Below are 17,782 nucleotides of genomic sequence, written 5' to 3' on the forward strand. Positions count from 1 at the left end.
GCCCCGGTCAGCTCAGCGTTCAGCGAAACCCTGGATCGGCTCGATGTTCTCCGACCAATCGGAGATGACCTTGTCCACCTGGCCGGGAGTGGCGGGGCCACCGAGCAGTTCCAGCAGCTGTTCGCACGCCCGCCGCGGCCCCTGCGCCACCACCAGGACGCGGCCGTCGGCCTGGTTCTTGGCGTAGCCCGTCAGCCCCAGCTCGAGCGCCCGAGACCGCGTCCACCAGCGGAAACCCACGCCCTGCACGTAGCCGTGCACCCAGGCGGTCAGCCGGACCTGCGGCTCCTCGGTCACGGTCGGTGGTCGTCGATGTCGAAGGTCACCTGCGTGCCGGCCTTCAGCGTCCGGCCCACGGTGCAGACCTGGTCGATCGCGCGGTTGACGACGATGCGCAGCCGCTCGGCGTCTGCCTCGGTCAGTCCCGACAGGTCGATCTTCAGGGTCTCCTCCAGCAGGGGGTAGACCTCACGCTCGCGGTCGGCCGCACCCGTGACCTCGATGGTGGCGTCGTAGTCGTCGCCGAGGCGCCGCGACAACGGTGCATCGCTGGCCATGCCACTGCAGGCCGCGAGCGCGATCTTCATCAACTCACCGGGGGTGAAGACGCCATCGACGGTCTCCGAACCCACGAGCACCTCGGCGCCCCGGGAACTGCGCCCGGTGTAGCGGCGGGTGCCGGTGCGTTCGACCCACAGTTTGGTCATGACGTGCTCCTCTGCTCTCCGCCGACCGCCCGTGTCGGTACGGTTTTCGGCGGCGTGTTGCGTACCGCTGCGGACGCTCGCGGTGTGATTTGGCGCGGTTTGGGTTGGCAGCGTGGACAGTAGAACGACGAGCGGTTCATGAACCTTTCCCGGCGGATGATGGCTCCGCACCGCCGGCATGGTTCCCCCTCGCGCCCGTAGGCGTCCAGCGACCGGTCGAAGTATCCGGACTCCCCGTTGACGTTCACATACAGCGAGTCGAAGGATGTGCCGCCCTGGGCCAGCGCCTCGCGCATCACCTCGGCGGCCGCGTCGAGCACCTGCGCCAGCTTGGCCCGGCTCAGCGTCTCCGCGATGCGGGTGCCATTGACCTTGGCCCGCCACAGCGACTCGTCGGCGTAGATGTTGCCGACTCCTGACACCACGGTCTGATCAAGAAGTTGACGCTTGATCTCAGAATGCTTGCGGCGCAACACCTTCACGACAGCATCGCGGTCGAACAGGGGATCCAGCGGATCGCGCGCGATGTGGGCGACGGGGACCGGCACGGCACTGCCGTCGACCTCGACGAGGTCCGCCAGCTGCCAGCCGCCGAACGTCCGCTGGTCCACGAAGCTCAGCGCCGTGCCGTCGTCGAGCAGGGCTGCGATGCGCACGTGGTCGCTGCGGGGCACGGGCCCGAGCAGCATCTGCCCGCTCATCCCGAGGTGCACCACGAGCGCCTGCTCCCCCACCCCGTCCTGGTCGGCAAGCAGCAGCCACAGGTATTTCCCGCGCCGACCGGTTCCCGTGATCTGGGCGTCGAGCAGTCGCGCGGTCAGGTCTGCGGGACCGGCCTCGTGGCGGCGCACCGCCCGCAGGTGGTGCACCCGCACGGCACGCAGCGTCCGCCCCACGACGTGTTCGGCGAGGCCGCGGCGGACGACTTCCACCTCGGGGAGTTCGGGCATATCAGGCCTGGTCCAACGCCGTCCACGCTGTCGCGGCGGCCTTCTGCTCGGCCTCCTTCTTGGACCGGCCCACGCCCGCACCGTATTCGACGTCCATCACCACGACGGTCGCGGTGAACTGCTTGTCGTGGTCCGGACCGGTCGAGGTGACCAGGTAGATCGGGGAACCCATGCCGCGTGCCGCCGTGAGTTCCTGCAGGCTGGTCTTCCAGTCGAGGCCCGCGCCCAGTGTCGGCGCGGTGTCGATCAGGGGGCCGAACAGGCGCAGGATCACCTGACGGGAGATGTCGATGCCGTGATGGAGGTAGACCGCGCCGAGCAGCGATTCCATGCCGTCGGCCAGGATGCTGGACTTGTCCGCCCCGCCGGTGTTCATCTCACCGCGCCCCAGCAGCAGGTAGGACCCCAGCCCGTCCTCGGTCAGGTCGCGCGCGACGTCGGCCAGGGCATGCGTGTTCACCACGCTGGCGCGCAGTTTGGCCAGATCCCCCTCCGAACGATCGGGGTGGCGGTGGAACAGTTCGTCGGTCACGGTCAGGCCGAGCACCGCGTCGCCGAGGAACTCGAGGCGCTCATTGGTGGGCAGTCCGCCGTTCTCGTAGGCATAACTGCGGTGCGTCAGGGCCAACGTCAGCAGTTCATCGGGCAACGTCACGCCGAGTGCGTCGAGCAGTGGCCGCCGGGCCTCGTCCATCACGAATCCTGGCCCGGCTCTGTGACTTCCAACTGCGCCAGCTTGGCCCAGCGCGGATCGATCACGTCGTGGGAGTGGCCGGGCTCGGCCTGGGCGAGCGGCACGCCGCAGTGCTGACACAGGCCCTGGCAGTCCGTGCTGCACACGGGCGAGAGCGGCAGTTCGATTCCGACGGTGTCGATGATGACCTGCTCGAGATCCACGGAGTCGTCGATGACGTGACCGACCTCGTCGGCCTCGGTACTGGCCTCGGTTGCGCTGTCGGGGTAGGCGAACAGTTCGGTGATCCCGATGGTGACCGAACCCGACGTCGGCTCCAGGCAGCGCGAGCACTCGCCGACGGTCGGTGCCGTCACGGTTCCGGTGACCAGCACGCCCTCGGAGACTGATTCAAGACGCAGATCGAGGTCCATCGGCGCACCCTCGGCGATCGCGACAAGGTCCAGACCGATGCGCGACGGGCTGGGAACGGTCTCGGTGTACGTCATCATGGAGCCCGGTCGTCGACCCAGTCGAGATACGTCGATCGACAGCACCGACTTCGGATGGCGCTGCGCGGCCTTTGCTCGTGCTCCAGACATAGCCTCCGATTCTACTTGGGAAAAAGCGCCGACCGCCCAGGCCAGCCGATGTCGACACAGTAGAAATCAACTTGATTTTTTCTCGCCCCACGGCGCGTGTGAGGTCTGACCGTTCGCAATGCGTCTGCGTGTAGCGAGCGTCACTCCCACTGTGGAACCCTGTGGCGCGTCCGCACACCACAATGGGAGCTCCGCCTCGAAAGGATGGTTCGTGTCCCTCAAGCTGCACTGGTTCCTGCCCACCTACGGCGACAGCCGCTCGATCGTCGGGGGCGGCCACGGCACGCCTGCCGGCGCGGCCGGCGGTGACCGCGACGCGTCCATCGACTATCTGGCGTCGATCGTGCGCGCTGCCGAGACCTTCGGTTTCACCGGTGCGTTGATCCCGACCGGCGCCTGGTGCGAGGACGCCTTCGTCACCGCGGCGCTGCTGGCGCGCGAGACCACGTCGCTGGCATTCCTGGTGGCGTTCCGGCCCGGCCTCATCAGCCCCACGCTGTCCGCGCAGATGGCCGCGACGTTCGCGCGCCACGCGCCGGGCCGCATCCTGCTCAACGTCGTCGTCGGCGGCGAGGCCCACGAACAGCGTTCGTTCGGCGACCACCTCGAGAAGGATGCGCGCTACCACCGCGCCGACGAGTTCCTCGAGGTCGTGCGTCGGCTGTGGGCCGGCGAGACCGTGACCCTCAAGGGCGACTACATCGACGTCGAAGAGGCCGCGCTGGCCAAGCCGCCCAGCCCCATTCCGCCGCTGTACTTCGGCGGCAGTTCGGCCGCGGCGGGCCCCGTCGCCGCCCGGCATTCCGACGTCTATCTGACCTGGGGCGAGCCGCCCGAGGCCGTGGCCGAGAAGGTCGCCTGGATCCGCGGCCTCGCGGAGGCCGAGGGCCGCACGGTGCGCTTCGGCATCCGACTGCACACCATCTCGCGCGACACCTCCGATGAGGCATGGGCACAGGCCGACCGCCTGGTGGCCGCCCTCGACGAGGACGTCGTGCGCAAGACCCAGGAAGGTCTGGCGCGCAGCCAGTCCGAGGGCCAGAAGCGCATGCTGGCCCTGCATGAGGCCAACCGCGCCGACGGTTCCTGGCACGACGCCCGCAGCCTCGAGATCGCGCCGAACCTGTGGTCCGGTGTGGGCCTGGTGCGTGGCGGCGCGGGCACCGCACTGGTGGGCAGCCACACCGAAGTCGCCGATCGGATCGCCGAATACGCCGCGATCGGCATCGACGAGTTCATCTTCTCGGGCTACCCGCACCTCGAAGAACTGTTCTGGTTCGGCGAGGGCGTCGTGCCCATCCTGCGCGAGCGCGGACTGTTCGACCAGGGCGCCGACTGTGGCTCCCATGTGTCGATTCCGTTCGTCGGCGCCGCACGATGACGGCACAGGTTGCCGTGACACGAATCTCCTCCGCTGAGGAGGCACTGGCCACCGCGGCCCGCCTGAGTGAAGACTTCGCGACGGCCGCGAACCTCCGCGACGCCGAGCGGGAGTTGCCCGGCGAACAGGTGCGCGCGCTCTCCGACGCCGGGCTGTTGGCGTTGTCGGTGCCGGTCGAGTTCGGCGGAATCGACGCCCCGGCAACGGTTCTGGCCGAGGTCTTCCGGCTGATCGCGGAGGCCGACCCCTCGTTGGCGCAGATCCCGCATTCGCACTACACGTTCCTGGAGGCTCTCCGCCTGCAGGGCACGCGGGAGCAGCAGGCGTTCTTCTACGACCTGGTGCGTGACGGCGCGATGTTCGCGAACGCCCAAACCGAGCGTGGGCCGCACCCGATCAACGTCGACGCCACTTCCCTGGTGCCCGACGGGTCCGGCGGGTACATGCTCAACGGCCGCAAGTTCTACTGCACGGGATCGCTTTTCGCCGATTGGCTGGTGGTGCGCGCGTCGTTGGTGACGACGGCCGACGAGCAGACATGCGCTTCGACGCCCAAGGCCGTCGCCTTCGTTCCCGCCGACGCGGTCGGCGTGACGATCGTCGACGACTGGGATGGTATGGGGCAGCGCACGACCGCGTCGGGCACCGTGACGCTCGACGCCGTCCGGGTGCCCGCCGAGCACGTCGTGCCTTTCACACCGATCTTCGACACCGTGAGCACTTACGGTGCCCGTGCCCAGCTTCTGCACGCCGCCCTCGACGTCGGTATCGCGACGGGGGCCCTGGCAGAGGGCGTACGCCAAGCTGCCAAGGCGCGACCGCATTTCGAGGCGGGCGTGGAGAGCGCGGTCGAGGATCCCACGCTGATTCAGGCCGCCGGTGAGCTCACCGTGACGGTGCGCGCCGCGGAGGCCCTGCTGGTGCGGGCAGCTCAGTTGGTGGACGCCGCCGCCGCGAACCTGCACGAGGACAGCGCGGCCGAGGCGTCGGTGGCCGTGGCGATCGCGAAGGTGGCCGCCACCAAGGCCGCCCTGGACGCCTCGAGTGTGCTGTTCGAACTCGGCGGCACGCGCAGCGCGTCCGGTGCCGCGAACCTGTCACGGTTCTGGCGTGATGCGCGCACCCACACGCTGCACGACGCCAGCAGGTGGAAGCTTCAGCACATCGGCCGGTTCACCCTGTCGGGGACGAAACCGCCTCGGCACGGCCAACTCTGAGGGATTCTCCCCGCTACCGCTGCACGTAGTCGTGCGTGCCCGCGGCGGTCCGAAGCTGGTGACGGCCCCGGCTGACCGACCGCAGGGTGCCGTTGAGGTAATCCTCGAACTCGGCGAGCTTATTGTCGACGTAGATGTCGCATTCGCCGCGCAGGCGGTCGGCCTCGGCGTGTGCGGTGTCGATGAGGCGGGTGGCTTCGGCGGTCGCGGTGTTGACCACCTCGGTCTGCGACACCAGGCGCTGCTGCTCCTTGATGCCCTCCTGAACGGCCTTCTCATAGGACAGGTTTCCGCTCTCGACCAGTCGATCGGCCTCGGCCTTGGCCCGTCCGAGGCTGGCCTCGTAGTCGCGCTTGGCGTTGGCCGCCAACCGACTGGCCTCCTCGCGCGCTTCGCCGACCATCCGGTCGCAGTGCGCCCTGGCCTCGGCCACCATGCGGTCGGCCTGCGACTTGGCATCCGACAGCAGGCGATCAGCCTCGGCACGGGCATGGCCGAGCGTGGACTCGGCCTCCGTGGTCGCCGACGCCACCATGCCGTCGGCGTGCTGACGCGCGTCGTGCAGCATGCCGTCGCGTGCGTCGAGCACGTCCTGGGCATCATCGAGTTCGCCCGGGATGGCGTCCTTGATGTCGTCGATCAGTTCCAGGACGTCGCCGCGGGGAACCACACAACCGGCCGTCATCGGCACACCACGCGCCTCCTCGACGATGGCACTCAGTTCGTCAAGCGCTTCAAAGACTCGGTACACGGCGCACCCTCCAGGCTTAGTCGTTGTTACAAGTGTGCCTGGTGTTACGCCTGTGACTGCGTTGGCGGCGCCGGTGTGTCGAGTATTTCTGGTCAGCGAGCGCGCAGTTTGTCCTGCAGACGCCGGTTGACCGCGTCCGGCAGAAGGGCCGTGACATCGCCGCCGAGGGTCGCGACCTCCTTGGCCAACGACGACGACACGAACGAATACTGCGGCGCGGTGGCCACGAAGAACGTGTCCACCCCGGCGACGTGCCGGTTCATCTGCGCCATCTGCAGTTCGTATTCGAAATCGGTGCCGGTCCGCAGGCCCTTCACGATGGCCGTCAGTCCGTGCGCCCTTACGAAGTCGACCACCAGGCCCTGCCCCGACTCCACCCGCAGGTTGGGCAGGTGCGCACAGGCCTCTTCAATCAACTCGATGCGCTCGTCCAGGCTGAACATGCCCTTTTTGTTGGGGTTCACCAGGACCGCGACGACCACCTCGTCGAACTGCGCGGCCGCCCGTTCGAAGACATCGAGGTGTCCGAGGGTGACGGGGTCAAAGGATCCGGGGCAGACGGCGCCACTCATGGGTGACGACGCTAGCAGGCGGCCGCCGAAGGCTGCCCCCGAACCTTCGTCGGCCACCGGCCACAGCCCCCCACGACAAATCGGCCGCCAAAGCCGTCAGAGTCAACCAACACCTCTAGGTGCTCCGACGCCTCATCCGAACGGTTGAAATCCACTAAAGTCTGCACAGGCGCGGTGGCTCTGGAGGCCCATGGTTACACTCGATGACTTTTCCCGGATGGTCACCGGTGTCTACGGCGCGGCACTGACCCCGCAGACCTGGCTGTCGGCGATCAGCGACATCAGTTCGACCCTGGGTGCCCACAGTTCCGCGGTGGTCCTCGGCGGCGAGATCGACCGCACCGTCAAGGTGGCCAATCTGCCTCCGGAAGTGGGTCAGGCCTACATCGAGTACTACGCCAAGCTCGACTACATCCTTGAGGCGGTGGAGCGCGGCCCAGTGGGGCGACTGAGCCCCACCGCACCACTACGGGCGCTGAATCCCCGCTCCGAGTTCGACGCCGACTGGATGCGCCCCAACCATATGGACGACGGCCTGTTCGTCCGCCTGCGCAGCGGTCCGGCCACGGCGACGTTCCTGGTGGCCAACTCCGCGACCGATGAGGGCTTCGCGACCCCGGAGCGCATCAAGGTGGTCAATGCCCTTGTCCCCCACCTTCAGCAGGCCCTGCGCACCGAACATGCGTTGCGCGACAGCGCGATCAGCGCTTCCGACGTCGCCGCAGCGGCCGACAGCGTCCGGCACGGCGTCGCGGTCGTGACGGCCGATTCCGCTGTTGTCCACATGAATTCGGCGGCCGCCGAGATACTCACCGCCGATGACGGGCTCACGCTTTCCGGTGGCCGGATTGAGACCGGGCACAGTGCCACGACGGCGCGCCTGGCGCGCAGCGTCGGGGGCGCCGCGGCCGGGAATGCCTCCGGAGTGCGTGGTGGGGATTCGCTGTTGTGCGCGCGCCCGTCCGGCCGCAGGCCCTATGTCGTCCACGTGCTGCCCTCGGAGGTGGTCGAACCGCGCCAGCCGCGGGCCCTGGTGATCATCGTCGATCCCGACCAGCAGATCGATCCGCCGGCCGCGCTGCTGCGCAGGCTCTTTGGCCTCACCCCGGCCGAAGCCGAGGTCGCGGTGCGGGTGCTGCGCGGCGACGGCCTCACACCGATTGCCGAAGAGCTTTCGGTGTCGCTGGCCACGGTCAAGAGCCACCTGCAGCGGGTCTTCGAGAAGACCGACACACACCGGCAGGCCGAACTGGTGCGCCTGCTGCTGTCGATCACGCGATGACGCGCTCGGCGAACTCCACCGTGGTGTCGCCGTAGCGGCGCGCCTTCAACGGCTCCCACCCGGCGGGCCACTCCAGAGCCTGCGCCGACGAGGGGCGTTCGATGACCGCGAGCCCGCCGTCGGCGACCCAACCGCCGGCGAGGGCCTCCAACACGGCACCCACCTCGGCGCTGCTCACGTCATAGGGCGGATCGGCGAACACCAGATCGAACTGCCCCACGGCCCCGGCCGACAGCACGGCGTTCACCGTGCCGCGTCGCACAGTGGCGCCCGAGACACCCAGTGCCTTGATGTTCGCCTCGATCACACCCACCGCGCGCGCAGCGGATTCGACGAACAACGCCTTCTGGGCACCGCGCGACAACGCCTCCAGGCCCAGCGCCCCCGACCCCGCGAACAGGTCCAGAACCGCCAGACCGGCGAAGTCGAGCCGCGCGGCGAGCACGTTGAACAGCGATTCCCGCACGCGATCGGTCGTGGGCCGGGTGCCGCGCGGCGGCACCACGATCCGCCGGCCGCCCGCCGAACCGGCAATGATGCGCGTCAGTTGACCACCACCAGCAGGTCACCACCCTCGACCTGAGCGGTCGCCGAAACCGCCACGCGCTCCACGGTTCCCGCCTTGGGCGCGGTGATCGCCGCCTCCATCTTCATGGCCTCGATCGTCGCGATTGTCTGGCCGCTCTCGACGGCGTCACCGGCGTTGACATTGACGGTGACCACCCCGGCGAACGGCGCCGCGATGTGGCCGGAGTTGCCCCGGTCCGCCTTCGCCGCGGTCGGGACGTCGGCCGCGATCGAGCGGTCGCGGACCACCACGGGTCGCAGTTGGCCGTTGAGAATGCACATCACGGTCCGCATGCCTCGTTCGTCGGCCTCGGAGATCGCCTCGAGTCCGATGAGCAGTTCCACGCCCTTCTCCAACCGGACCCGATGCTCCTCGCCATACCGCAGGCCGTAGAAGAACTGGTTGGCGCTCAGTCGGGAGGTGTCCCCGTACTCCTCGCGGTGCGCCTCGAACTCCTTGGTGGGCCCAGGGAACAGCAACCGGTTCAGGGCGGCCTGCCGTTTGGGTCCCGGCGCCGCCAGCAGCGCCTCGTCGTCGGCGCTCAACTCCTGCTCGGGTCGGGCCGGACCACGACCCTCAAGTGCCTTGGTGCGCAACGGTTCCGGCCATCCACCGGGCGGGTCGCCGAGTTCGCCACGGAGGAAACCGATCACGCTGTCGGGGATGTCATAGCGGGCCGGATCGGAGGCGAACTCCTCGGCGTTGACACCCGCGCCCACGAGTGCGAGCGCGAGATCACCGACGACCTTGCTCGACGGGGTGACCTTGACCAGGTGTCCCAACACCCGATCGGCGGCCGCATAGTTGGCCTCGATCTCCTCGAACCGGTCCCCAAAGCCCAACGCGATCGCCTGCTGCCGCAGGTTGCTCAACTGTCCGCCAGGAATCTCGTGGGTGTACACGCGACCAGTCGGCGCGGGCAGGCCCGACTCGAACGGCCCGTACACCTTGCGCAGCGCCTCCCAGTAAGGCTCGAGCTCGCACACCGCGTCCAGCGAGATACCAGTGTCGAACTCGGTGTGCGCCGCGGCCGCCACGATCGAACTCAGCGCGGGCTGACTCGTGGTGCCCGCCAAGGGCGCCGCGGCACCGTCGACCGCGTCGGCGCCGGAATGCCAGGCCGCGACGTAGGTGGCCAACTGACCGCCTGGGGTGTCGTGGGTGTGCACGTGCACCGGCAGATCGAAACGCGACCTGAGCGCCGAGACGAGCTTCTGGGCCGCCGGCACCCGCAGCAGACCAGCCATGTCCTTGATCGCCAGCACGTGCGCGCCCGCATCGACGATCTGCTCGGCGAGCTTGAGGTAGTAGTCCAGCGTGTAGAGCGTCTCGCGGGGATCGGACAGGTCACCGGTGTAACACATCGCGACTTCGGCGACGGCCGTGCCGGTTTCGCGCACCGCGTCGATCGCGGGTCGCATGGACTCGACGTTGTTCAGCGCGTCGAAGATCCGGAAGATGTCGACGCCCGTCGCGGTGGCCTCCTGCACGAACGCGGTGGTGACGACTTCCGGATAAGGCGTGTAGCCCACGGTGTTCCGCCCACGCAGCAGCATCTGCAGACAGATGTTCGGCAGTGCCTCGCGCAACGCCCCGAGCCGTTCCCACGGGTCCTCCTGGAGGAACCGCAGCGCCACGTCATAGGTGGCGCCGCCCCAACATTCGATCGACAGCAGCTGCGGGGTCATGCGCGCGATGTACGGGGCGATAGCCAACAGCCCGGTGGAGCGCAGGCGCGTGGCCAGCAGCGACTGGTGAGCGTCGCGGAACGTTGTGTCGGTGACTCCCACGGCCTTCGAGTCGCGCAGCCAGCGCGCGAATCCCTCCGGCCCCAACTCCGTCAGGCGCTGTTTGGAACCCGACGGCGGCGCGGTGCGCAGGTCCAGGGTCGGCAGCTTGTCGTGCGGGTACACCGTCGCGAGGCGCTCGCCATGCGGTTTGTTGACTGTGACGTCGGCCAGGTAATTCAGGATCTTGGTGCCGCGGTCGGCGCTGCTGCGCGCCGTCAACAGGTGGGGTCGCTCTTCGATGAACGACGTGGTGACCCGGCCCGCCTCGAAGTCGGGGTCGTCGAGGACCGCCTGCAGGAACGGGATGTTGGTGGACACGCCGCGTATGCGGAACTCTGCCACTGCCCTGCGAGCCCGCCGCACCGCGGTGGCGAAATCCCTTCCACGGCAGGTCAGTTTGACCAGCATCGAGTCGAAGTGCGCGCCCACCTCGGCGCCCAGGTTGGTTCCGCCGTCGAGGCGGATTCCCGCGCCGCCGGGTGAGCGGTAGGCACTGATCCGGCCGGTGTCGGGCCGGAAGCCGTTGGCGGGGTCCTCGGTGGTGATCCGGCACTGCAGCGCCGCCCCATGCAACTGCACCGAATCCTGGCTAAGGCCAAGGTCTTCCAGGCTCTCCCCCGCCGCGATGCGCAACTGTGACGACACCAGGTCGACGTCGGTGATCTCCTCGGTGACCGTGTGCTCAACCTGGATGCGGGGATTCATCTCGATGAACACGTGCTCGCCGCGCTCGTCGAGCAGGAACTCGACCGTACCCGCACACGAATAGCCGATCTGGCGGGCGAACGCCACCGCGTCGGCGCAGATCCGGTCCCGCAGAGCGGGATCCAGATTAGGCGCGGGGGCCAGCTCGATCACCTTCTGGTGCCGGCGCTGCACACTGCAGTCCCGCTCGAACAGGTGGATCACATTGCCTTGGGTGTCGGCAAGGATCTGCACCTCGATGTGGCGAGGGTTGACCACAGCCTGCTCCAGGAACACTGTCGGGTCCCCGAATGCCGATTCGGCCTCCCGGCTGGCGGCTTCGATGGACTCACGCAGCGTCTCCGGGTCGGTCACCCGCCGCATGCCGCGCCCGCCGCCACCCGCGACGGCCTTGACGAACACCGGGAACTCCATCGAGTCCGCGGCCGCGAGCAGTTCCTCGACGTCGGCCGACGGCGCCGAGGACGCGAGCACCGGCAACCCGGCCTTGCGCGCCGCGGCGATAGCGCGGGCCTTGTTGCCGGTCAGCTCCAGCACCTCGGTGGACGGTCCGACGAACGTGATGCCCGCCGCCTCGCAGGCCGCGGCCAGGCCGGGATTCTCCGACAGGAACCCGTAGCCGGGATATATCGCGTCGGCTCCGCAGGCCTGTGCCGTCGCGACGATGTCGTCGATGTTCAGGTACGCGCGGACGGGGTGCCCCTCCTCGCCGATCTGATAGGACTCGTCCGCCTTCAGACGGTGCACCGAGTTGCGGTCCTCGTACGGGTAGACGGCCACCGTCGAGAGCTTCAACTCCGTGGCGGCACGGAACGCACGGATCGCGATCTCCCCGCGATTCGCGACCAGGACCTTACGGATCATCTTTCGAGAATACTGACGCCGAAGTTCTCACAGAGGCGTGGCCGTCCGCCGTGAGATTGCGCGCCCGAAAACCGGCTACCTCAGGGTCGCGGTGGCCGAGGCGTGCACGTCCCCCGCGCCGGAGACCACAGCGAGTTCGATCGGGTCCCCGGGCGCGCCCTGCACCCTGATCTCGTCACCGACGAACACCGGCTTCTGCAGCCGGAACGTGAAGTCGCCGATCGCGCGGTCGGGAAGCTTCGCGCGCACCAACTCGGCGAGGTACACCGCCAGCAACGGTCCGTGCACCACGAGCGCCGGGAACCCCTCGGTCGAGGTGGTGTAGGCCTCGTCGTAATGGATCCGGTGCGCGTTGCCGGTCAGCGCGCTGAACCGGAACAGGAGCGCGGGGTGGGTCTGCGGGTGCTCGACCCAGGGCGTCTGCGGCGCGGGCAGCGGGGCGCTGACCCGGGCGAACGGCGTCGAGCCGCCGTCGTCACTGCGGTACACCAGATCCTGTTCCTCGACGATGCGCACGGCGTCGCCCTGCCGATAGGTGTGCCGGACCGTGACGAAGAGCAGTTCGCCGGTACGGCCGTGTTTGACCGCGGTCTTGAGCACCTCGGAGTGCCGCGTCGCCGGCTCGCCGATGATCAGCGGCTCCGTCACTGCAAGGCGCCCGCCGGCGAACATCCTGCGCCGGTGGGGAATCGGCGGCAGGAAATGCCCATGCAGGGGGTGCCCGTCGGGACCCAGTTCCTCGGTGCGCGGCCAGTCCAGGAAGTGCACCCACTGCCACAGCAGTGGCAATGGGTCACCGGCACCGGGCGCCGTCTCGAGGTCGAGGGTGGCCGCGAGCTGTGCCGCGCGCTCGGCCGAGATCACGTCGTGCGCGTCGATCGGTCCGGGCTGCCAGTCGGCGACGAAGGCCGCGAGTCCTGCCTCGGTCACGTGTCGAGTCCCCCGCGCTTCACCAGCTGTTTGGCGATGACACCCTTCTGGATCTCGTTGGTGCCTTCGCCCACGATCATCAGGGGCGCATCCCGGAAGTAGCGCTCTACGTCGTACTCGCATGAGTATCCGTAGCCGCCGTGCACCCGCACCGCGTCGAGCGCGATCTGCATGGCGGTCTCGGAGGCGAACAGCTTGGCCATCCCGGCCTCCATGTCGCAGCGCTGGCCCGAGTCGAACTTCTCGGCCGCGGCGAGCAGCAGTGAGCGTGCGGCGTAGAGCTTGGTGCCCATGTCGGCCAGCATGTTGCCCACGGCCTGGTGTTCCCAGATGGGCTTGCCGAAGCTCTCCCGATCCTGCGCGTAGGCCAGAGCGTCGTCGAATGCCGCACGAGCCACCCCTGTGGCGCGGGCCGCGACCTGCAGACGGCCGACCTCGAGGCCCTTCATCATCTGCGCGAAGCCCTTACCCTCCTCGGTGCCGAGGAGAGCATCGGCGGGCACGCGGCAGTCGGCGAAGTTCAGCTCGCAGGCCTCGACACCCTTGTAGCCGAGCTTGGGCAGATCCTTGGAGATGGTGAAGCCCGGAAGCTTCTCGACCAGCAGGATCGACACGCCGCGGTGGGCAGGGTGTGCGTCGGGGTCGGTCTTGCACAGCAGCGCCACCAGATCCGAGCGGCGCGCGTTGGAGATCCACGTCTTGCTGCCGTTGACGACGTATCCGTCGTCGTCCCGGCGCGCCACGGTCCGCATGGCCTGGAGGTCGGAGCCGCCGCCGGGTTCCGTCAACGCCATCGTGGCGCGAATCTCACCGGTCGCCATGCGGGGCAGGTACTTCTGCTTCTGCTCCTCGGTGCCGAACAGCACGAGCAGCTTGGAGACGACGGTGTGCCCACCCATCGCGCCGGCCAGGCTCATCCACCCGCGGGCGAGTTCCTCGGCGACCTGCACGTAGCACGGCATCGAGACCGCCCCGAAGCCGTACGGTTCGGGGATCGACAGACCGAAGATCCCGATCTGCTTCATGGTCTCGATGAGTTCTTCGGGATAGGTGTTGGCGTGCTCGAGTTCCCGCACCACCGGGCGGACCTGCCTGTCGACGAAGTCGCGGACAGTCGCGACGATGGCCTCTTCCTCAGGCACGAGCTGCATCACTGGCCTCCCTTTCTTTAATAAGAATTAAATAATGCGGGGAGACGGGCGGGCAGGGCGCCCCCCTCGCCGCAGCCATGTCAGATCAGAGTGGACCAGTAGTCCCAGAACCGCACCAGGATCATCAGCACGACGGCCGTGAACCACAGCGTCACGATCGACCAGCGCCACTGGTACAGCACCCGCAGCACAACATTTCCGGCCAACGGCCGCAGCGCGATCGACGCCGCGACCACCAGAAGCGGGATCGTCACGGCCCACACCACCATGCAGTACGGGCACAGCGCGCCGATGCGGTAGAGGCTCTGGAAGATCAGCCAGTTGACGAACACCGCGCCCAGCGTGGTGCCGATCGCCAGGCCGACCCAATACCACTGCGGCAGGCGCACTTTCGAGATCGCCAGGACACCGGTCACGATCACCACGGTGAACGAGACGATGCCGATCAGCGGATTGGGGAAGCCGAACAGACCCGCCTGCGGAGTCACCATCACCGAGCCACAGGACAGGACCGGGTTGATGCTGCAGGACGGGACGTAGGACGGGTCGACCAGCAGTTCGATCTTCTCGACGGTCAGCGTGAACGACGCGACGAAGCCGAGGACTCCCGCGATCAGCACCCACAGCGCGCTCGCCCTGCCCACCGCCACGCCCCGACGGGCGTCGGCGCGGTCGCCGGCCGTTTCGGCGCCAGCGACCTCGACGGTGGGCTCGGCGGTCATGGCGCGGGGGCCGGGACGGGAGCGGGAGCCGGAGCGGGGGCGTCGAGGGCCGGGACGTCCCCGACGATCTCCTTCACCTTGGCGATCAGCGCGTCGGGGGTGCTGACCTTGAAGTCCTCACCGTTGACCCGCACGGACGGGGTGCCGGTGACCTTGGTGGCGCCAGCCAGGCCGTCGACGATGTCGTTGAACTTCCCGCTGGTGACACAGTCCGGCACGCTGCCGACGACGCCGGCCTGCCGGGCGATCTCGATGAGCTTCGCGTTGTCGGGGGCGTCCGCCGAGTTCTCCGCGGGCTGCTGGGCGAACAGCGCCGTATGGAAGCGCTGGAACACCTCTTTGTTGGGCGTGGTGTCGGCCTCGGCGACGCAGTAACCGGCGTTGGCCGCACGCGTCGAATAGTTCTGGTTCTGCGGCGAATCGAGGATCGCCAGCATGTAGTAGTCAGCGGCGACGGCGCCGGACTCGACCAGCTTGCTGATCGTCGGGCCGAACTGCTGCTCGAAGATCGCGCAGTGCGGGCACTGGAAGTCCTCGAAGAGGCTGAGCACCACCTTGGGCTCTTCGGTGCCCTCGTTCTTGATCAGCGACGTCGACTCCACCCGCACGGACTTGATCGCCTCGGAGCGCTTGGCCTCGCCATTCTTGACGATGTAGAGAACCAGGCCCACAGCGAAGATGACGACGATGGCCGTCAGGCCGATCTGGACCGCCAGGTTGCGCTTGCGGTCGGCCGCCTTCAGGTCGTACTTGGCGGGGCGTTTCGATGACTTGGCCACAGGTGTGTTGATCCTCGTGCTTGAAGTGCGTCGATGATTGGCGCGTCCCAGCCTACCGGCGCTCCGGTGTGTCGCCTCAGGCGCGCCGCAGATGCGCCCGCAGCGCGAGGGTCACCTCATCGATCGCGCGCTCGCACGCGCCGCCGAACGCCTTGAAATTCACGAACCCATGCACCAGCGAGCCCATCGACCGGAGGTCACATCCGACCCCGGCCGCCGCAAGGGACTGCGCGTACCGTTCACCCTCGTCACGCAGCGGATCGAAACCCGCGGTGACCACCAGCGCGGGCGGCAGACCGGACAGATCCGACGCCCGAGCCGGCGAGACGCGGGGGTCGGTGACCTCGACGCCCGAGCCCCCGACGTAGGCGTGGCCACAGAAGTCCAGGTCGCGTTGCGTGAGAACCAGGCCATCGGCGAACAGCGTGCGCGACCGACTCGGCGCCGTGAGGTCGACCCACGGATACAACAGCACCTGCAGCGCAGGCAGGGGCGCACCCTCGTCACGGGCCCGTTGTGCGACGACGGCCGCCAGGGCTCCGCCCGCACTGTCCCCCGCGACCGCGATCCGGGCGGGGTCGGCCCCGAGGGCCAGGGCGTGCTCGACGGCCCACAGGTAGGCCGCCCACGCGTCGTCGGCCGCCGCGGGAGCCTTGTGCTCGGGTGCCAGGCGGTAGTCAACCGACAGCACGTGCACCCCGGCGTCGTGGCTGATCAGCCGGCACAGCGCGTCATAGGTGTCCAGTCCGCCGAGCACATAGCCTCCGCCGTGGAAGAACACCACCAGCGGAGCGGGCCCGTCGACGTTGCGGGCTTCAGTGTTCGGGGCGTAGTGGCGTGCGGCGATGTCGGGTTGCCCCTCGAGTCGGCCGGGCACGGTGACTCCAGAGACGGCGACCGGGGCCGGCGGGCCGCCCAGCGCCACGCACAGGTCGAGCATCGCCTGCCGGCTGTCGGCGAGGTTGTGCTCGTCGAGGACCAGGCCGGGCACACCGCTGGCTCGCAGCGACGCGGTGAACAGCTGGAGCGTCGGGTCGAGGATGTTCCCGTCGACGACGAGGGGCCGGAACCCCGTCAGCCCGCGCTGCACGATCTCAGGGAGAACGGGCAGCACGGAGGCCGAGAACTTCGACCCCGCCCGAAGAACCGCCATGGGCGGTCGACGTCGGCGCTTCGGTGGTGGAGGCAGCACATCGGTCACGCCCACCGAAGGTAGTCGGCGCCGCTTCGCGAGGGAACAACGTGAGTAATATAGGACCGCTAACCATCACTTCAACAGGTAGGTGAAATGACGTCGACTGGCCAGTCGGGGGCCGTTCCGGCCATCGGACTCAATGACGAGAACACCATTCCAGCTCTGGGCCTGGGAGTCGGTGAGCTCTCCGATGCCGAGACCGAGCACTCCGTGGCCACGGCGCTCGAACTGGGGTACCGGCTGATCGACACCGCAGCGGTCTACGGCAACGAGGCCGCGGTGGGCAAGGCCATCCGGGAATCGGGCATCCCCCGCGCCGAAATCTTCGTCACCTCCAAACTCGCCAACGCCGACCAGGGCTTCGGCTCGTCCCAGGACGCCGTGAAGGCCAGCCTGGAGCGCCTCGGCCTCGATTACATCGACCTCTACCTGGTCCACTGGCCGATGCCCGGCAAGGGCAAGTTCATCGACAGCTTCGCTGGCATCATGACAGCCCGCCAGAACGGACTGGTCCGCTCGGCGGGTGTCGCCAACTTCACCGCCGACAACCTGTCCGACCTGATCAACCTCACCTACGTGGTGCCTGCGGTCAACCAGATCGAACTGCATCCGCTGCTCACCCAGACCGAGTTGCGCGCCGCCAACGCCGAGCACGGCGTCGTCACCGAGGCCTACGGGCCGCTGGGCGTCGGCAGGCTGCTGGACAACGAGACCGTCACCGCGGTCGCCGCCGGGTACGACAAGTCGCCCGCTCAGGTGCTGATCCGGTGGAGCCTGCAGTTGGGCAACGTGGTGATCCCGCGGTCCTCGTCGGCCGAGCGCATCGCCGCCAACCTCGACGTGTTCGACTTCGAGTTGAGCGCGCAGGACATGGACCGACTCAGCGCGCTGGACAACGGCACCCGGTTCCGTCCCGACCCCGAGACCTACACAGGCGTCTGAG

The 17,782-nt window shown here is 68.3% G+C and carries 17 protein-coding genes and 1 pseudogene; 4 read left to right on the forward strand and 14 right to left on the reverse strand.

The window, feature by feature from the left end; all coding sequences use genetic code 11:
- Positions 1 to 12: 12 nt before the first annotated feature.
- The 5 genes and pseudogenes from G6N34_RS14760 to G6N34_RS14780 form a co-directional block, all read right to left on the reverse strand.
- Positions 13 to 297 carry an acylphosphatase gene (locus tag G6N34_RS14760; RefSeq protein WP_085151576.1) on the reverse strand — a complete coding sequence of 95 codons (285 nt, stop codon included), beginning with the start codon at positions 295 to 297 and terminating at the stop codon, positions 13 to 15.
- Entirely contained in the window at positions 294 to 707 is a 414-nt protein-coding gene (locus G6N34_RS14765) for an OsmC family protein (protein WP_085151575.1), read from the reverse strand. The genes G6N34_RS14760 and G6N34_RS14765 overlap by 4 nt, the downstream gene beginning before the upstream one ends.
- 92 nt (positions 708 to 799) lie before the next feature.
- Positions 800 to 1,657: pseudogene (gene mutM, locus G6N34_RS14770) on the reverse strand (bifunctional DNA-formamidopyrimidine glycosylase/DNA-(apurinic or apyrimidinic site) lyase); the annotation flags it as partial.
- Between the two features lies 1 nt (position 1,658).
- Positions 1,659 to 2,351, reverse strand: coding sequence for a ribonuclease III (gene rnc, locus G6N34_RS14775; protein ID WP_085151573.1), 693 nt, complete (start codon positions 2,349 to 2,351; stop codon positions 1,659 to 1,661).
- Positions 2,351 to 2,932, reverse strand: coding sequence for a YceD family protein (locus tag G6N34_RS14780; RefSeq protein WP_179965758.1), 582 nt, complete (start codon positions 2,930 to 2,932; stop codon positions 2,351 to 2,353). Before G6N34_RS14780 ends, rnc begins: the two co-directional genes overlap by 1 nt.
- 211 nt (positions 2,933 to 3,143) lie before the next feature.
- On the opposite strand from G6N34_RS14780, the gene G6N34_RS14785 reads away from it, so the two are divergent.
- Both G6N34_RS14785 and G6N34_RS14790 read left to right on the forward strand, forming a co-directional pair.
- The gene (locus G6N34_RS14785; protein WP_085151572.1) at positions 3,144 to 4,313 is read left to right on the forward strand and encodes an LLM class flavin-dependent oxidoreductase; all 1,170 of its coding nucleotides are present in this window, start codon (positions 3,144 to 3,146) and stop codon (positions 4,311 to 4,313) included.
- Positions 4,310 to 5,530 (forward strand): SfnB family sulfur acquisition oxidoreductase, encoded by a 1,221-nt coding sequence (locus tag G6N34_RS14790; RefSeq protein WP_085151571.1) that lies wholly within the window; start codon positions 4,310 to 4,312, stop codon positions 5,528 to 5,530. The genes G6N34_RS14785 and G6N34_RS14790 overlap by 4 nt, the downstream gene beginning before the upstream one ends.
- Positions 5,531 to 5,543: 13 nt before the next feature.
- Here the strand turns inward: G6N34_RS14790 and sepIVA are convergent, their stop codons facing one another.
- On the reverse strand, positions 5,544 to 6,281 hold the full coding sequence (gene sepIVA / locus G6N34_RS14795; RefSeq protein WP_085151570.1) for a cell division protein SepIVA: 738 nt from the start codon (positions 6,279 to 6,281) through the stop codon (positions 5,544 to 5,546).
- Between the two features lie 92 nt (positions 6,282 to 6,373).
- Positions 6,374 to 6,853: a pantetheine-phosphate adenylyltransferase gene (coaD, locus tag G6N34_RS14800; protein ID WP_085151569.1), complete on the reverse strand. Its 480-nt coding sequence runs from the start codon at positions 6,851 to 6,853 to the stop codon at positions 6,374 to 6,376.
- Positions 6,854 to 7,043: 190 nt separating this feature from the next.
- Here coaD and G6N34_RS14805 point away from each other — a divergent pair, with 190 nt between their 5' ends.
- Entirely contained in the window at positions 7,044 to 8,135 is a 1,092-nt protein-coding gene (locus G6N34_RS14805) for a helix-turn-helix transcriptional regulator (protein WP_085151568.1), read from the forward strand.
- Here the strand turns inward: G6N34_RS14805 and rsmD are convergent.
- The 7 genes from rsmD to G6N34_RS14840 all read right to left on the reverse strand — a co-directional run bounded on the left by rsmD (position 8,125) and on the right by G6N34_RS14840 (position 16,797).
- Positions 8,125 to 8,682: a 16S rRNA (guanine(966)-N(2))-methyltransferase RsmD gene (gene rsmD, locus G6N34_RS14810; RefSeq protein WP_085151567.1), complete on the reverse strand. Its 558-nt coding sequence runs from the start codon at positions 8,680 to 8,682 to the stop codon at positions 8,125 to 8,127. The two genes, G6N34_RS14805 and rsmD, sit on opposite strands and share 11 nt — an antisense overlap.
- Complete coding sequence (locus tag G6N34_RS14815; protein WP_085151566.1) at positions 8,679 to 12,062, reverse strand: pyruvate carboxylase; 3,384 nt, start codon at positions 12,060 to 12,062, stop codon at positions 8,679 to 8,681. The genes rsmD and G6N34_RS14815 overlap by 4 nt, the downstream gene beginning before the upstream one ends.
- A gap of 75 nt (positions 12,063 to 12,137) precedes the next feature.
- Entirely contained in the window at positions 12,138 to 12,992 is an 855-nt protein-coding gene (locus G6N34_RS14820; protein ID WP_085151565.1) for an HTD2 family dehydratase, read from the reverse strand.
- A complete protein-coding gene (locus G6N34_RS14825) occupies positions 12,989 to 14,143 on the reverse strand; it encodes an acyl-CoA dehydrogenase family protein (protein WP_085151564.1) in 1,155 nt (384 codons plus the stop codon). The genes G6N34_RS14820 and G6N34_RS14825 overlap by 4 nt, the downstream gene beginning before the upstream one ends.
- Before the next feature lie 80 nt (positions 14,144 to 14,223).
- Positions 14,224 to 14,865: a vitamin K epoxide reductase family protein gene (locus G6N34_RS14830; protein ID WP_085151563.1), complete on the reverse strand. Its 642-nt coding sequence runs from the start codon at positions 14,863 to 14,865 to the stop codon at positions 14,224 to 14,226.
- Positions 14,862 to 15,644: a DsbA family protein gene (locus G6N34_RS14835; RefSeq protein WP_085151562.1), complete on the reverse strand. Its 783-nt coding sequence runs from the start codon at positions 15,642 to 15,644 to the stop codon at positions 14,862 to 14,864. The genes G6N34_RS14830 and G6N34_RS14835 overlap by 4 nt, the downstream gene beginning before the upstream one ends.
- A 76-nt stretch (positions 15,645 to 15,720) precedes the next feature.
- Complete coding sequence (locus G6N34_RS14840) at positions 15,721 to 16,797, reverse strand: alpha/beta hydrolase (RefSeq protein ID WP_085151561.1); 1,077 nt, start codon at positions 16,795 to 16,797, stop codon at positions 15,721 to 15,723.
- A 135-nt stretch (positions 16,798 to 16,932) separates the two neighbouring features.
- On the opposite strand from G6N34_RS14840, the gene G6N34_RS14845 reads away from it, so the two are divergent.
- Complete coding sequence (locus tag G6N34_RS14845; protein ID WP_085151560.1) at positions 16,933 to 17,781, forward strand: aldo/keto reductase; 849 nt, start codon at positions 16,933 to 16,935, stop codon at positions 17,779 to 17,781.
- The last annotated feature ends 1 nt before the right edge of the window (position 17,782 follow it).

Origin of the sequence: Mycolicibacterium confluentis, assembly GCF_010729895.1 — a bacterium.
GTDB lineage: Bacteria > Actinomycetota > Actinomycetes > Mycobacteriales > Mycobacteriaceae > Mycobacterium > Mycobacterium confluentis.

What these genes read in the sequence shown, in the direction of transcription:
- G6N34_RS14765 (WP_085151575.1), bottom strand. Translation starts at nt 707, where the DNA reads ATGACCAAACTGTGGGTCGAACGCACCGGCACCCGCCGCTACACCGGG.
- rnc (WP_085151573.1), bottom strand. Translation starts at nt 2,351, where the DNA reads ATGGACGAGGCCCGGCGGCCACTGCTCGACGCACTCGGCGTGACGTTG.
- G6N34_RS14780 (WP_179965758.1), bottom strand. Translation starts at nt 2,932, where the DNA reads ATGTCTGGAGCACGAGCAAAGGCCGCGCAGCGCCATCCGAAGTCGGTG.
- G6N34_RS14790 (WP_085151571.1), top strand. Translation starts at nt 4,310, where the DNA reads ATGACGGCACAGGTTGCCGTGACACGAATCTCCTCCGCTGAGGAGGCA.
- coaD (WP_085151569.1), bottom strand. Translation starts at nt 6,853, where the DNA reads ATGAGTGGCGCCGTCTGCCCCGGATCCTTTGACCCCGTCACCCTCGGA.
- G6N34_RS14805 (WP_085151568.1), top strand. Translation starts at nt 7,044, where the DNA reads ATGGTTACACTCGATGACTTTTCCCGGATGGTCACCGGTGTCTACGGC.
- G6N34_RS14815 (WP_085151566.1), bottom strand. Translation starts at nt 12,062, where the DNA reads ATGATCCGTAAGGTCCTGGTCGCGAATCGCGGGGAGATCGCGATCCGT.
- G6N34_RS14825 (WP_085151564.1), bottom strand. Translation starts at nt 14,143, where the DNA reads ATGCAGCTCGTGCCTGAGGAAGAGGCCATCGTCGCGACTGTCCGCGAC.
- G6N34_RS14830 (WP_085151563.1), bottom strand. Translation starts at nt 14,865, where the DNA reads ATGACCGCCGAGCCCACCGTCGAGGTCGCTGGCGCCGAAACGGCCGGC.
- G6N34_RS14840 (WP_085151561.1), bottom strand. Translation starts at nt 16,797, where the DNA reads ATGGCGGTTCTTCGGGCGGGGTCGAAGTTCTCGGCCTCCGTGCTGCCC.
- G6N34_RS14845 (WP_085151560.1), top strand. Translation starts at nt 16,933, where the DNA reads ATGACGTCGACTGGCCAGTCGGGGGCCGTTCCGGCCATCGGACTCAAT.